The following is a 14,458-nucleotide window of genomic DNA, read 5'->3' on the forward strand; positions in this document are numbered from 1 at the left end:
CAGGATATGAAACACGGCGTTAGTTGTGCCTTCACCCGTGGTTAAATCAAACCGCTTGTGGTGTTGGATTTCGTTGTAAACATAAACAATGTCGCGAAGAATGGATGATAAATGTTCACGTATACCACGAATCATTCGTCCGTCGACAAAGGCTTCGGCGGGCGCATTGGTTAGCTTAAGACGGATGCCTCGGTCTTGCTGTAAGACTTCAATATCAAAGTCTTTGTAGGCTTCCATAATGGCCAAACTATCATCCGTTGGGCTGCCGCAGTTAAGCACCGCGAGTGCACAGCGGCGTAGCAGATCATGCAAGCCACTTTTAGAGGTGCTTTTTAAACGGTTGACCTCATGCTGGGAAAGCACTTCGAGGCTGCCTTCCGGGGAAATAATGCTGGAAATGGTGGCGCGCGGCACTGGGAGTTGCGTCATTAGTCTGGCTGTCCCTAATCATATTGTTAACGAAACCACATACTATCATGGCCTTTACTAACTGAATTCAAGCAATAAGGGTAGTGACGGTCCTTAGCGTCCGTTTAAGAGTCGGATTGTGCTACTCTGTGCTCTCGTTAAGAGCACACGGTGGCTAGTCAAGATGGCGCTTTATTATGTTTAATGCCCAGTATTTTCGGACGTTTATAACGTTAGTGGAAACGGGGAGTTTCACACGAACTGCGCGCCGTTTGGAGATGACGCAGCCTGGCGTCAGCCAGCATATCCGCAAGTTAGAAAGCTATTTAGATAAACCGCTGATAGAGAGAAAGGGCAGAAGTTTTACGCTAACGGAGTCTGGACGAAGGGCTTATGATTATGCGTTGAAGCTATTTGCCGAGCATGAGCAGTTTCGCCATGGTTTAGATGACGACTCGCTGGATAGCGGTGAATGCCGGATTGCATCTCCAGGAAGTGTTGGCTTGATGTTTTATCCTTTTATTCTTGGTCAGCAGCAGATGCACCCCAACTTAACGGTCAATTACAGTTTTGCTTTTAATCACGAAATCGTTAATGACCTGCTTGAAGGCCGCTACGATATTGGCATCGTGACTGAGCAGGTCAACCATACCGAACTGACCTGCACGGTATGGCACAAAGAGCCATTATGTTTAGTCGTGCCTGCTGATTTTGCTGGCAGCACGCTAACCGACCTGATGGGCATTGGTTTTCTTAATTACTACGACGGCATTAATCACGCCAATGCACTGCTGCGCGCCAATTATCCAGACGAATTTCGTTCAATGACGCATTTTCGGCATCAGGGGTTTACTAACGAAGTGAGCATGGTGCTGGATGCGGTCGCGCGAGGGCTAGGTTTTACCGTTGTCTCACGCTTGGTGTTAGAAACCTCTCCTTGGCAACGCCAAGTAAAAGCGTTGGCGTTACCTCAAGGGATTAATGAAGTGCTTTATCTGCTGCGCCGGCGAGATTCGGTCTTGCCGAAACGTTATGAAAAGCTACTGGAGGGGTTTCATCACCAACGCCTGCAAGAAAAAACGCCCCTGGTGCCCGAATAACGAGCGCCAAGGGCGTTTAAGAGACAGGGATGTCTTGTCGTTTAATAGTGTATGCGTTGAGTATTAACGACGGTATTCGTCAATGCTAGGGCAAGTGCAGATAAGTTGCCGATCACCGAATACGTTATCAACGCGGTTAACCGCAGGCCAATACTTTGACGCAGCAACAGCATCAGTTGGGAAGGCGCCCAGTTTACGGTCATAAGGGCGTTGCCACTCGCTATCCATCAAATCTGCTTGGGTATGAGGGGCATTCACCAACGGGTTATTATCCAGCGGCCAATCACCCTTTTCGACGCGCGCAATCTCTTCTCGAATCGCGATCATGGCATCACAGAAGCGATCAATTTCGTAGAGTGACTCAGACTCTGTAGGCTCGATCATCAGTGTGCCGGGCACAGGGAACGACATGGTCGGTGCATGGAAACCGTAGTCCATCAGACGCTTGGCAATATCTTCTTCACTGATACCGGAAGCACTCTTGAGCGGACGAATATCGATGATGCATTCGTGGGCGACATTGCCGTTCTGGCCACGGTAGAGAATCGGGTAAGCACTCTCTAATCGCTTGGCAATATAATTGGCATTAAGAATAGCCAGCTCAGTTGCTTCGCGAAGCCCACGTGCGCCCATCATCTTAATGTAAGCCCAGGAAATTGGCAGAATTGACGCGCTGCCAAATGCTGCAGCGGAAACCGCACTGTTTTCTGGGTTAACACCATTAATAGGCGTAACCACGTGATTGGAAACGAAGGGGGCAAGGTGAGCTTTGACACCAATCGGGCCCATTCCCGGGCCACCGCCACCGTGGGGTATACAAAATGTTTTGTGCAGATTGAGGTGCGAGACATCACCACCGAAGTCACCGGGCCGCGTCAACCCCACCTGAGCATTCATGTTGGCACCATCCACATACACTTGGCCGCCATGCTGATGTACTACCTCGCAAACCTTGCGAACATGGGACTCGAAGACACCGTGAGTAGAGGGATACGTGATCATTACGGCAGATAGGCGATCACTGTGCTGCTCGGCTTTGCGCGTTAGATCATCCAGGTCAATGTTGCCGTTGGCGTCACACTCAACCACGACAACGTCCATGCTTAGCATGGCGGCAGACGCAGGGTTAGTGCCGTGGGCAGAGCTGGGGATTAAGCACACATCACGATGAGCTTCACCTTGTGCTGCCTGATAGCGACGAATAGCCAGCAGACCCGCATATTCACCCTGGGCACCTGAGTTGGGTTGCATGGAGATATGGTCATACCCCGTCACTTCCACTAAGAAGGCGGCTAGCTCATCAATCATTTGATGATAGCCGGCCACTTGATCGCGAGGGGCGAACGGGTGGAGGTGCGCAAACGCAGGCCAGGAGATCGGAATCATTTCACTGGTAGCGTTTAGCTTCATCGTGCACGAACCCAGCGGGATCATGGCATGAGCTAAGGAAAGGTCTTTATTTTCGAGACGTTTCAAATAACGCAGCATCTCGGTTTCACTGCGATAACGGGTAAACGTGGGGTGTTCCAAAAAGCTGCTTTCACGCCGATACAGCGCAGGAATGCCGCTAAGCTCGTCACTAATGACCTGTCCATCAAACGCTGCGACGGACAAGCCGTGCTCATCGCCTAACAGCACATCAAAAAGCGTCGCGACGTCGTGAGCCGTTGTCGTTTCATCCAGGCTAATGCCCACATCGCCATTGGCGAAGTAATGAAGGTTGATGTCATGCGTCATGGCGCGGCCATGAATTTTACCCGCATCTATTTGAGTCAGGCGGAGTGTATCAAACCAGCTGTCGTTCGCTAACGTGACCCCACCTTGCTTAAGGCCTTCCGCTAATAAAGTAGTGAGGCGATGTACGCGGCCTGCAATTTTGCGAAGACCCTCTGCACCATGGTAGGTGGCGTAGAAGCCAGCAATATTTGCTAGTAGTGCCTGAGCAGTACAAATATTGGAGGTCGCTTTCTCGCGGCGGATATGCTGCTCGCGGGTCTGCATGGCCATGCGCAATGCAGTGTTACCGCGGCTATCTTTTGAGACACCAATAATGCGGCCAGGAATCGAGCGCTTTAGCTTATCGGATGTGGCGAAGAAAGCTGCATGCGGGCCACCAAAGCCCATGGGGACACCAAAACGCTGGGAGTTACCGACGACGATATCAGCGCCCATTGCTCCTGGTTCTTTAAGTAGCACTAGGCTCAATAGATCCGTGGCGACGCACGTCATGATGCCGCGTTCTTTGGCAGCACTTAGTAGAGGAGAAAGGTCCGTGATGTTGCCGCTGGCGGAAGGGTATTGCACCAGGGCACCAAACACATCGTGTTCTGCCAGCGTTTCAGCGGGGCCACTGATTAGCTCAAAGCCAAAAAACTCCGCGCGAGTTTTAATAACGTCTAACGTTTGCGGAAATAGATCATCGGCAACAAAGAAGGTTGTTGACTTACTTTTCTTGTTGCTGCGCTTGCATAGTGCCATCGCTTCCGCTGCAGCGGTCGCTTCGTCCAGCAATGAAGCATTAGCAAGCTCCATGCCGGTTAAATCCATAATGACCTGCTGAAAGTTAAGCAGGCCCTCTAGTCGGCCTTGAGAGATCTCAGGCTGATAAGGCGTATAAGCGGTGTACCAGCCCGGATTTTCCAGCACATTGCGCTGAATGACCGCTGGCATGTGGGTGCCGTAGTAACCTTGGCCGATGTAGCTCTTAGCCACACGATTTTGGCGCGCCAGCTGGCTTAGGTAGTCTAGCGCTTCTGCTTCGCTGCGTGGGTCGTCCAGGGCTAACTCACGGCCAAGGCGGATATCGCTTGGCACGGTTTGCTCAATAAGATCTTCCATGCGCTGCAAATTGAGCGCTTTTAACATAGTGTCGACATCAGCGGGGCTAGGCCCATTGTGGCGTTTGATAAAAGCATCATGGTCGGCCAGTTCGGCCAAACGGCGTGTTTCAAATGGCATGGGAGGGTTCCGAACGTAATGAGAAAACCGCGCAGGGTGAAACTAGAAAGCCTGCTTTACGCAGGCTTTCCGACTAATTAATCGTCTGAACTAAGTGTTGCCTGGTAAGCATCTGCGTCTAGCAACCCGTCAAGGGCTGTGTCTGTCAGGCGCACCTTCATGATCCAACCACCTTCATAAGGCGCTTCATTGACTGTCTCCGGCGAATCTTCAAGCGCCTCATTCACTTCGATAACTTCACCGTTAACCGGCGAGTAAAGGTCAGAAGCCGCCTTAACAGACTCGATAACGCCGAACTCTTGGCCTTTGTTGAGTGCCTGACCGACTTCTGGCAGTTCAACGAAAACAACGTCACCCAGCGCTTCTTGGGCATGATCAGTAATGCCGATAGTGACGGTACCGTCTTGGTGGTCAAGTACCCATTCGTGGCTTGCGGCATAACGAAGATTGGCAGGAAGATTGCTCATGATGATTCCCTTTATGAAACAGTTGTCTGGACAGGAGCATACTAACGCCTGTCGTTCGCCTTGGCGACTATTGGCCAGTTCTAAGTCAGGCGATCTGTGCCCTATGTTAACGTGTTTCCGATCGGAAACAAATTTCTTCAACGCCCCATGGTGGCAAAAAAAACACGTCGTGTTTCCTGATGCTTTATATCTGCTAGTTTTTTTGAAAACAGATGCTTTCTCTACTGAGTTGCGACATGACAATGGATGCGCACTAGGAAAATGGTGTAAAACATGCCAATTATGCGTTTTTTCAAAGCGTGAGACGCGCTATGGTGGAAACGTTTGATAACCTCAGCAGCATAAAACAAGGCAGCTTGACTGCCCGGTACCCATAATAAACGAGCTAACGAACAGGGTAAGGAGAAACACGTGGAAATACTAACCAACCTCCTAGGGGCAATTAACGGTGTCGTTTGGGGCCCGATAATGTTGGTCCTACTGCTAGGCGTAGGGATTTACTTACAGATTGGCTTGAAGCTGATGCCGATTAGAAAGCTTGGTGTGGGTTTCAAGCTCATGTGGAAGGGCCGCGACACTAAGCCTAGCAAAGCAGATGCTGACCAGACGTCTGCTGACCAAGACGGTGAGATTTCACCTTTTGATGCACTGATGACGGCGCTATCCGCGACGATTGGCACAGGTAATATCGCGGGTGTGGCAACGGCTATTGCGCTTGGTGGCCCAGGCGCGGTGTTCTGGATGTGGATCACTGCGTTAGTGGGGTTGGCCACTAAATTTTCCGAAGCAGTTCTTGCTGTGCGTTATCGTGAAACCGATAGCACTGGCTACCACGTTGGTGGCCCGATGTTCTATATAAAGAATGGCCTCGGTAAGAAATGGCTCTGGCTGGGTGGGCTGTTCTCATTCTTTGGTGCGGTAGCGGCTTTCGGGATCGGTAATACCGTACAGTCAAACTCTGTAGCGGATGCAATGGACTCTACCTTTGGTGTTCCGCATTGGCTAACCGGCGTAATTATCATGGTGCTGGCGGGGGCTGTTATCCTCGGCGGCATTAAGCGCATTGCAAAAGTAGCCGGTAAACTAGTGCCCATCATGGGGATTGCTTACGTGATTGCCGGGCTGTTGGTCTTGATCGTGAATGCAAGCCAAATTGGTGAAGCGTTTGGTTTGATTTTCTATTACGCCTTTAATCCGATGGCAGCAGCGGGTGGCTTTGCCGGTGCGGCAGTCATGGCTGCTATCCGGTTTGGTGTAGCACGCGGTATTTTCTCTAACGAAGCAGGTTTAGGTAGTGCACCCATTGCACACGCAGCAGCGCAGACCAAAAACCCGGTTCGCCAAGGCCTCATCGCCATGCTGGGTACCTTTATCGATACGATTGTCGTTTGTACCATTACGGCACTGGTTATTTTGACCTCCACAGTATGGATTGATGGTGAGGCGGGTGCATCGCTGACGGCACTTTCGTTCGATGCTGCCTTGCCCGGTTTTGGTAACCAGATTGTTGCGATTGCCCTGGCTGTGTTTGCCTTCACCACGATTCTTGGCTGGTCTTTCTACGGCGAGAAGTGCTGTCAGTTCCTGTTCGGTACACGTTCGATTATGCTGTATCGCGTGCTGTTCGTTCTGGCAATCCCGCTGGGTGCTATCGCGCAGCTTGGTTTTATTTGGCTGATGGCTGATACCTTTAACGCTATGATGGCCATTCCGAACTTGATCGCGTTGGCGCTACTTTCGCCAGTGGTATTCAAACTTACCCGTGATTACTTTGCAGGCAAAGACGTGCTGCCAGGTGAAGCGCTGGATCATGATAAGTAAGCCCTATTCAACGTAATATGGGCCGATAAGATGTAATAGAGCCGGGAAGCCAGTCATGGCTTCCCGTTTCTCTTTCTCGACCGAGGAAATCCCATGACCGACCTTAAACAGACGCCACTTCATGAATTGCATCTTTCGCTAGGAGCCAAAATGGTTCCCTTTGCGGGTTATGACATGCCGGTGCAATACCCATTGGGTGTCAAAAAAGAGCATGAGCATACGCGTCAACAATGTGGGCTGTTTGATGTTTCTCACATGGGCCAAATAGCGGTTTCTGGCGACAATGTTGCTGAGGCGCTTGAGTCACTCATCCCAGCAGACCTAGTGGGGTTAAGCAAAGGTGAGCAGCGCTATGGACTATTAACCGGGACTGATGGCGGTATTATCGATGATCTAATGGCCGTCAATGCAGGTGATCATTTTTATCTGGTCGTCAATGCTGCTTGCAAAGAGCAGGATATTGCCCATCTGCGCACCAATCTTTCTGCTACACATCACATAGAGGTACTCGACCGTGGGCTACTGGCTCTGCAAGGCCCGCAAGCCCGCGATGTCATGGAACGTCTGTGCCCCCAAGCGTGTGAGTTAACGTTTATGCAGCATGGCCGCTTCACGATGGCGGGGCAGGAAGTCTGGATTAGTCGTAGCGGTTACACCGGTGAAGATGGCTTTGAAATATCAGTGGCTTCTGATGCATGCCAGGCATTGGCAGAGCAGCTGTTAGCTGAACCCGAAGTTGAAGCAATTGGCTTGGGTGCGCGCGACTCGCTTCGCCTAGAAGCAGGGCTGTGTTTGTACGGGCACGATATGGATATGACAACGACGCCTGTAGAAGCTGGGCTTATTTGGGCGATTGGTAAGCCTCGCCGACAGGCTGGGGAGCGTCCGGCAGGTTTCCCAGGGGCGGAGCTTATTCTGCACCAAGTAGCCGCGAAAGATCACACGCGTAAGCGGGTAGGGCTAGTGGCAGAAGGGCGTGCACCAGTAAGAGAGGGCGCGCTTTTAGTTGATGCAAAGGGCAATGAAATTGGTGTTGTGACTTCCGGTGGCTTTGGGCCAAGTGTTGGTAAGCCAATTGCCATGGGGTACGTGGGGCGTGAATGGGAAGCGCCGGAGACCACAGTTTATGCGTTGGTGAGAGGTAAACAGCTGCCGATGGTGGTGACACCAACTCCGTTTGTGAAGCCAGGCTATTATCGCGGCTAACACCGCCACTGTTCATGAAAAAAGCCCCTGAAATTCAGGGGCTTTTTTTACTTCATCTTAATACTTGTCGGGGGTCGATAGGTTTTCCGCCTTGGCGCAGGTCAAAAAGCAGGTCGTAGCGCTGTGAGGCACTGCTTTGGCCGACATCACAAAGTGGGTCGCCTGTACTCACTTGCTGGCCGACACGGACTAAAATGCGTTCGCACAGTGCGTAGACGGTTTGTAAGTTATCCGCATGATGAATAATGACAACTTCGCCAAGCTGGCGCATTCCATCAGCAAAACGCACTTCACCTGGCGCGACTGCTTGGGCTTTGGCACCGGCTTGGGTGGCCAGTAGCATAGGTTGAAGCGTACCACGGCTATCGGCACCAAAACGGCGCACAATCCGATAATCCTCTAAGGGCCAAGGCCAACGACGTGCAGATGCAGGCAAGCTTGCGCTTGGCGTCGGTGCTGGCTGGCTAGTGCTGGAACTGCTGGCGCTGCTTGAGGTGGTGCTGCTACTCAGCGGTACACTGACAATTTGGCCAACTCTGAGCGCTGTGGGAGAGGTGCCAGGATTGGCACTCTGCATACGCCCTGATGTGGTGCCAAAATGGCGCGCGATACTTGAATAGGTATCGCCAGGCCGAATCTGGTAGCGATAGGGCCCGCCAGAGGGCGCTCGCTCTTGCTGGGTAGGTATTAATAGACGTTGTCCAACGTTTAAGCGTTGAGCATTTGTTCCAGGGTTGAAGCGTTCAAGACGTTCCAGTGGAACGTTTGCCCGGTTGGCAAGTTTTCCCAGCGTATCGCCACGCTGTACCGCTACCCATTCACCATTTATTTGACCGGCAGTGCTACTGGGCACAGGGTTGTTTTGATCATTTGAAGAGGGAGAACCAGCACATCCCGCTAACAACGTTGCTAGCAAACAGGCCGCTAACCATCGAGCTAGTCGTGATTGGTTTGCTTGGCTAGCAAGGCGTCTTTTTCCTGCCAGAGTGAATTGATCCATGCGTGGAACCGTTCCTTGTGCTGCTGTTCTTCGTGATAGTTGGCTTCGTTCATCCATTGGGGAATAGCGAGTTGCCTTGCGTTAAGTGTGATGCAAGCCTCTTTTCCGCATAGAAAACCCCAGAAAGTTGGCGTTGGGTTTTCATAGCTGATGGTGACATCCAAAATGCCATCCAGTTTGTCACCAAGCAGGCTAAGCACCTGAGAGACACCGCCAGCCTTGGGTCTCAGTAAGTGCCGAAATGGGCTTTGCTGTTTTTCCCGTTTTGCTACGGTAAAGCGTGTCCCCTCGACAAAATTAAATATTGCAATGGGGGCATTTCTAGCTTGCCGACAAACGCGCTCAGTTGACTCACGGTCGATAGTGGCGAGTTTAGGGTTTTTGGCAAGTTGCTCTCGACTGAAGCGCCGCATAAAAGGGAATTCTAACGCCCAAAATGCCAGTCCGACGATAGGAATCCAAATTAACTGATGTTTCAAAAAGAACCGGGGCATTGGAATGCGGCGATGCAATGCCATAAAAAGAATGAAGATATCTGTCCAACTGCGGTGGTTTGAAATAACCAGCCACCATTGATGTGGGCTGAGTGAGTCCGGAATGCTGATGTTTACATCAGGCTTGATCCACCGGCGCATCCACCACAGATTTGCGCCAATCCAATTGAGCGCAACGCGGCACAGACCATCAAGAATTCTCTGTTTTTGATGTCGTCCTGGGGTGATGACTTTTAACAGCGTTAACAAAATGAGTGGCACGCCCCAAAACAGTGTCGTTAGCGTCAGCAGCAACAGGCTGACGACTCCTTTGGCAGTAGACATACCACAGTTCCTTTTACGTATGATGACACCAGTGGTGCAATTTTAGCGCTAGGTGACCAATTTATAGGCAACCCCGCGTAAATGCTAAAGGATCACGCCCACGCTGCCCAGTATATTACCAAACCTTAGCATGCTTAACGGATGTGCTAGGGCGTCAGTGTCGGTGTGTTGATACCTTCGATTAGCACTTTGCTCAGAGCCTGTGCCGCGACAGATAACTCATGATGCGTCAGTATCCCCACTCGGCAGGCAATGCCTGGTGAGGTTAAGGGAACGCAACGAGCGCCGAGTTGGTGCATTTGCTGAATACACATTGAAGGCACGGCACTTACGCCTAAGCCATCGGCCACCATTCTACCAACGGTTGAGAGCTGATGGCTTTCAAAAGCGACCGGTAAGTCAATGTGTTGTTTGGCAAGTCCTTGCTCTAACAATCTACGTACCATTGATGGGCGTTGAAGGGTAATAAAATCCTGTTGTAACAAGGTGGCCCAGCTCAGTGTGTTGGCCTGGGCCAAGTCTGATTGGGGGGGGACAACAGCGATAAATTGATCTTCAAAGAGTGGCGTAAACGTTAAGCTGCCGGTTCCTTCGGGCAAAAAGGCAATGCCGATTTCCACTTGGCGAGAGCGCACCATGTCGATGACTTCTTCGTTGATAACATCATGGACAGTAATATTGATCTTAGGATATTGCCGACGGAAGGTAACCAGGGCGCTGGGCAGTAAATTACACGCAAAAGAGGGCATGGCTGCTACGCTTAAACGGCCAAGCTGGAGAGTGAAGCGTTGGCGCAGTCGCTCTTCAGTATTATCCCACTGAGCAAGTAAATGCTTCGCTAGTGGGATAAGGGTTTCACCCTCAGGTGTGAGTCGGACGCTACGGGTACTGCGTATCAACAGCTTTCCCCCCAGCGAATCTTCAAGCCCTTTGATGGCCAAGCTGAGCGCTGGCTGAGACAGGTGCAGGCGCTCACAGGCTTGGGTAAAGCTCAGGGTTTGGGCTACCGCCAGAAAAGCGCGAAGTTGCTTAACGGTCATACGGACCCTTTAATAAATTTTTTATATAAATTGATAAGAAAAACAAACTTAACAAATATATCATCTGGTACAACACTGGCTATACAGATCCAACCGCATCATAACGACGCGTGCAACGTACCACCGATAATAATGCGAGGCATAACAATGGCAGGATTTGACAAGCGTGTATCTTCCTATGAGGAAGCGATGGAAGGTATCGAAAGTGGCATGACCGTTATTGCTGGCGGTTTTGGCCTTTGCGGCATTCCTGAAAATTTGATCGCTGAGATTAAACGTCGGGCTGTCACTGACCTCACGGTAGTGTCTAACAATTGCGGTGTTGATGGTTTCGGGCTAGGTGTGCTGCTCGAAGATCGTCAGATTCGTAAAATTCTCGCTTCTTATGTTGGCGAGAACGCATTGTTTGAACAGCAAATGCTTAACGACGAAATTGAAGTTGTGCTAACACCCCAAGGCACGCTGGCCGAGAAAATGCGCGCCGGTGGTGCGGGTATCCCTGCATTCTATACCGCCACAGGTTACGGCACACCTATTGGTGAAGGTAAAGAGGTGCGTGAATTTAACGGCCGCCACTATATTTTAGAAGAAGCCATTACCGGTGATTTCGCGATTGTTAAAGGCTGGAAAGCGGATCGCTACGGCAACGTCATGTATCGGCATACGGCACAGAACTTCAATCCCATGGCAGCCACTGCTGGAAAAATAACGGTTGTAGAAGTTGAGGAAATTGTTGAACCAGGCGAATTGGAGCCAAGCCAGATCCATACCCCCGGTATCTATGTGGATCGCATTATTCAAGGCTCATTCGAGAAGCGCATCGAAAAACGCACGGTACGTAGCTGATCGCTCTCTGGTTTAGACATTTTCACTCAATAAGAGGTATACACCATGGCTTTAACACGTGAGCAAATGGCACAGCGCGTTGCGCGTGAACTTGAAGACGGCTTTTACGTCAACTTGGGTATCGGCATACCTACGCTGGTTGCCAACTATGTACCTGACGGTATTGATGTCATGCTGCAATCCGAAAATGGACTGCTGGGTATGGGGCGTTTTCCCACTGAGGAAGAAGTTGATGCTGATATGATCAACGCCGGTAAGCAGACGGTCACCGCTCGTCCTGGGGCTGCTATTTTCTCTTCAGCAGAATCATTCGCCATGATTCGTGGCGGTCACGTGGATCTGACCGTGCTGGGTGCTTTTGAAGTGGACCAAGAGGGAAATATTGCTTCATGGATGGTGCCAGGCAAGCTCATCAAAGGGATGGGCGGCGCGATGGATTTGGTTGCTGGCGCAGAAAACATTATCTGTACCATGACGCACGCCTCGAAACACGGTGAGTCCAAGTTGCTAGAAAAGTGCACGCTTCCTCTAACAGGGGCAGGTTGCATCAATCGCGTATTGACCGACCTGGCTTATTTGGAAATTAAAGACGGTGCTTTTATTCTCAAAGAGCGTGCACCGGGTGTCAGTGTTGAAGAAATTATTGAAAAAACAGCTGGCAAGCTGATTGTGCCCGATCACGTTCCTGAAATGACGTTTGACGCTGAATAACCCTTAGTCGACTACTCTTAACAGGCGTGAGCTAATCAGCTCACGCCATTTCACAGCGGGTGTGGAAAGGTAGCAGGATTTCAGCAATACGCTCATGGTCGTCGCCGACATGTTTTTGCACGAGTGCTAGTCCCCCCAGACAAAGACGATGCTCATCGCCTGAGCTGAAAACGGTTTTTTGTGGCATTGCAGGATAAAATCGATGCTCAAGTAGCGGTGACACGGCAAATACGCCGTTTTGTAGCCCCTCAAAACTGGGCATGCCGCATGCTTCAAGCTGACTATGCAAGGTGTCTAGTGGCTCGCCAATCGTTGAGCAGTCGAAACCTGCGTGGTGCAGTCTAGGGCCCATGATCGCTAGCCAGGCAGCGAGGGGATGTGCCTGTTGTAGCTGCTGATAGAGCGCCCAAGAGGGCATTGGCCATGGGCGTCCTCGGCTTAGTAAATTTTGCCCTTGGCAATCGGCCGGATGGCTTTGTAGCACGAGCTGCGTTAATGCTTCGCGGGGTGCTTTTGAAAGCGTACCCAGCTGCAACTCTGCTAATACCAGCCAACTGCTATTGTCATTAGGTGCAAGTAAATGCACCAAAAGGCCTTTATCTGCCATAGCGTAATGGCCAACTGATCGGTAGCCCATATGTGCAAGGCTGGTGTTGAGCTCGCTAGCAGCAAAGGGACCATGATTTAGCGTCACCAAGGTCAAATACTCGGCTGACGTACTTAGTGGCCACAATCTTAGTCCGCCAAGGTCTGGGTGTGTATGTATGTAGTCCAGCCAAAGCTGTTGAACAAACTCCTCTCGCTGCATTGGGATACCCTCGCCGCCTAATCGAACGCCACATGAACTGTCATATAAACTGTGATACTTCAGTATAGGCAAGCGAAGATTTGCTTGTTCAACGGGTGTAAACGTCAGTTTTAACGCCTGGGTTAAGAAGCCAGCAGCTGCTGTTGGCGCACAAAATGGTCGAACTCAGTAAAACCGCCGATGTGCTGTTGGTCAACAAACACTTGGGGGACGGTATGAATAGGCTTGCCAGCCGTTTTTGCAATATCTTCCTTGGTAACGCCTTCTGAAGGCATATCAACGTAGCGGTAGCCTTCTATCTTTCCGTTACTCTCTAAATGCTCTGCGAGATGCTTTGCGCGTACGCAGAAAGGGCATGACATGCGGCCAAAAATTACCACAAACATCGTAGAAACTCCTTTAGGATAAAGATCTATTAAAAATGGGTTGCCTATTGTGGCGCAGCTCATGCAGTTTGGCTAATAGCGCTACACTACACGCTTCATTAAGCCGTGTTATGGGCGAATGTTTAATCATCGGAAGAGCGTATGCAAACCTTAGCTGCCCAAGAATACGCACGCTTAGCTGAATTAGCGTTGCATTATCGAAATGCGCATCTGCGCTCAATGAAGCAGGCGGATCATTATAACCCTCGTCTTGGTGTTGATGCGCTGTGCTTCCAGCCTTGGGAAGAGGAGCATGCGTCACTACTGGTCGGTGCGTTAATAACACCTTGTGCGATGTGGCTAGTTGCTGTGCCACGTCTGGATCAGCATGCCCCCCTGGGGAATGTATTGCGTCTCAATCTTCCTTCTGGCCACTATTCGCTTTCATGTGAACCGTTGCCCAACGGCAGTGAGCTTTATAAGCGCATCATTCTGGAGGATCTAAGTGATTTAGAAAGTATGCAGGAAGCTGCGCGACTGGCCCAGCGCATGATGATGCAGTTAATGGTGTCTGATAAACCTTCTCCAGAGGTTGGTTAGGCAGAAACGTCTACCTCTATCTACACTGTTGTTTTTACATTTTTACTCTGAATAATCTCAGCAAAAGGAACGTTTATGTCCTCTGAAAAAGCTGTCACACCCCGTGTTGCTGTGGTCACTGGCACTAGCAGCGGTATTGGTGAAGCGGTGGTGAAACATTTCTGTGAGCAGGGTTTTCAAGTGTTAGCAGTAGACTTTAACCCGGCTGGAAAAGAAGTGGCTGACGCGGCTGGCGCAGCGTTTTATCAGGGGGATTTAACCGACCCCGACGCGTGCCGTGGCGCGATTGCTGACGCGGTTAAACGCTTTG

15 protein-coding genes are annotated in these 14,458 nt (G+C 50.8%); 7 read left to right on the plus strand and 8 right to left on the minus strand.

The window, feature by feature from the left end:
- A partial coding sequence (locus INT22_RS03670) for a DUF4478 family protein (protein ID WP_193067717.1) occupies nt 1-429 on the minus strand: 429 nt, incomplete at its 3' end.
- Between the two features lie 176 nt (nt 430-605).
- Here INT22_RS03670 and INT22_RS03675 point away from each other — a divergent pair.
- Nucleotides 606-1,508, plus strand: a complete 903-nt coding sequence (locus tag INT22_RS03675; protein ID WP_038484441.1) for a LysR family transcriptional regulator — start codon at nt 606-608, stop codon at nt 1,506-1,508.
- 63 nt (nt 1,509-1,571) lie between these two features.
- Here INT22_RS03675 and gcvP read toward each other — a convergent pair whose 3' ends face one another.
- Together gcvP and gcvH are read right to left on the minus strand one after the other, a co-directional pair.
- Nucleotides 1,572-4,466 (minus strand): aminomethyl-transferring glycine dehydrogenase, encoded by a 2,895-nt coding sequence (gene gcvP, locus INT22_RS03680; RefSeq protein ID WP_193060360.1) that lies wholly within the window; start codon nt 4,464-4,466, stop codon nt 1,572-1,574.
- Between the two features lie 77 nt (nt 4,467-4,543).
- Entirely contained in the window at nt 4,544-4,933 is a 390-nt protein-coding gene (gene gcvH, locus INT22_RS03685) for a glycine cleavage system protein GcvH (RefSeq protein ID WP_089038427.1), read from the minus strand.
- A 411-nt stretch (nt 4,934-5,344) separates the two neighbouring features.
- Between gcvH and INT22_RS03690 the strand changes: the two genes are divergently transcribed.
- Nucleotides 5,345-6,754: an alanine/glycine:cation symporter family protein gene (locus INT22_RS03690; protein ID WP_193067718.1), complete on the plus strand. Its 1,410-nt coding sequence runs from the start codon at nt 5,345-5,347 to the stop codon at nt 6,752-6,754.
- A gap of 93 nt (nt 6,755-6,847) precedes the next feature.
- On the plus strand, nt 6,848-7,960 hold the full coding sequence (gcvT, locus tag INT22_RS03695; RefSeq protein WP_089038425.1) for a glycine cleavage system aminomethyltransferase GcvT: 1,113 nt from the start codon (nt 6,848-6,850) through the stop codon (nt 7,958-7,960).
- Nucleotides 7,961-8,012: 52 nt separating this feature from the next.
- On the opposite strand, the gene INT22_RS03700 is transcribed toward gcvT, so the two are convergent.
- From INT22_RS03700 to INT22_RS03710, 3 genes are all read right to left on the minus strand, one after another.
- Nucleotides 8,013-8,960, minus strand: coding sequence for a LysM peptidoglycan-binding domain-containing protein (locus tag INT22_RS03700; protein ID WP_226912377.1), 948 nt, complete (start codon nt 8,958-8,960; stop codon nt 8,013-8,015).
- Nucleotides 8,897-9,778, minus strand: coding sequence for an acyltransferase (locus INT22_RS03705; RefSeq protein ID WP_193060361.1), 882 nt, complete (start codon nt 9,776-9,778; stop codon nt 8,897-8,899). The genes INT22_RS03700 and INT22_RS03705 overlap by 64 nt, the downstream gene beginning before the upstream one ends.
- A gap of 146 nt (nt 9,779-9,924) precedes the next feature.
- Nucleotides 9,925-10,818: a LysR family transcriptional regulator gene (locus tag INT22_RS03710; RefSeq protein WP_193060362.1), complete on the minus strand. Its 894-nt coding sequence runs from the start codon at nt 10,816-10,818 to the stop codon at nt 9,925-9,927.
- Between the two features lie 147 nt (nt 10,819-10,965).
- On the opposite strand from INT22_RS03710, the gene INT22_RS03715 reads away from it, so the two are divergent.
- Both INT22_RS03715 and INT22_RS03720 read left to right on the plus strand, forming a co-directional pair.
- Nucleotides 10,966-11,664, plus strand: coding sequence for a CoA transferase subunit A (locus tag INT22_RS03715; protein ID WP_193060363.1), 699 nt, complete (start codon nt 10,966-10,968; stop codon nt 11,662-11,664).
- Nucleotides 11,665-11,709: 45 nt separating this feature from the next.
- Nucleotides 11,710-12,375 carry a CoA transferase subunit B gene (locus INT22_RS03720; RefSeq protein WP_038484421.1) on the plus strand — a complete coding sequence of 222 codons (666 nt, stop codon included), beginning with the start codon at nt 11,710-11,712 and terminating at the stop codon, nt 12,373-12,375.
- 40 nt (nt 12,376-12,415) lie between these two features.
- Here the strand turns inward: INT22_RS03720 and INT22_RS03725 are convergent, their stop codons facing one another.
- Together INT22_RS03725 and INT22_RS03730 are read right to left on the minus strand one after the other, a co-directional pair.
- Entirely contained in the window at nt 12,416-13,183 is a 768-nt protein-coding gene (locus INT22_RS03725) for a DUF1338 family protein (RefSeq protein WP_193060364.1), read from the minus strand.
- 122 nt (nt 13,184-13,305) lie between these two features.
- Nucleotides 13,306-13,569, minus strand: a complete 264-nt coding sequence (locus tag INT22_RS03730) for a GrxA family glutaredoxin (RefSeq protein WP_038484415.1) — start codon at nt 13,567-13,569, stop codon at nt 13,306-13,308.
- A 141-nt stretch (nt 13,570-13,710) separates the two neighbouring features.
- On the opposite strand from INT22_RS03730, the gene hybE reads away from it, so the two are divergent.
- Nucleotides 13,711-14,148, plus strand: coding sequence for a [NiFe]-hydrogenase assembly chaperone HybE (gene hybE, locus INT22_RS03735; RefSeq protein ID WP_193060365.1), 438 nt, complete (start codon nt 13,711-13,713; stop codon nt 14,146-14,148).
- Nucleotides 14,149-14,223: 75 nt separating this feature from the next.
- Nucleotides 14,224-14,458: SDR family NAD(P)-dependent oxidoreductase (locus INT22_RS20230; RefSeq protein ID WP_226912378.1), on the plus strand; the 235-nt coding region annotated here is incomplete at its 3' end.

Source organism: Halomonas sp. 3D7M, assembly GCF_014897885.1.
Classification (GTDB): Bacteria; Pseudomonadota; Gammaproteobacteria; order Pseudomonadales; family Halomonadaceae; genus Vreelandella.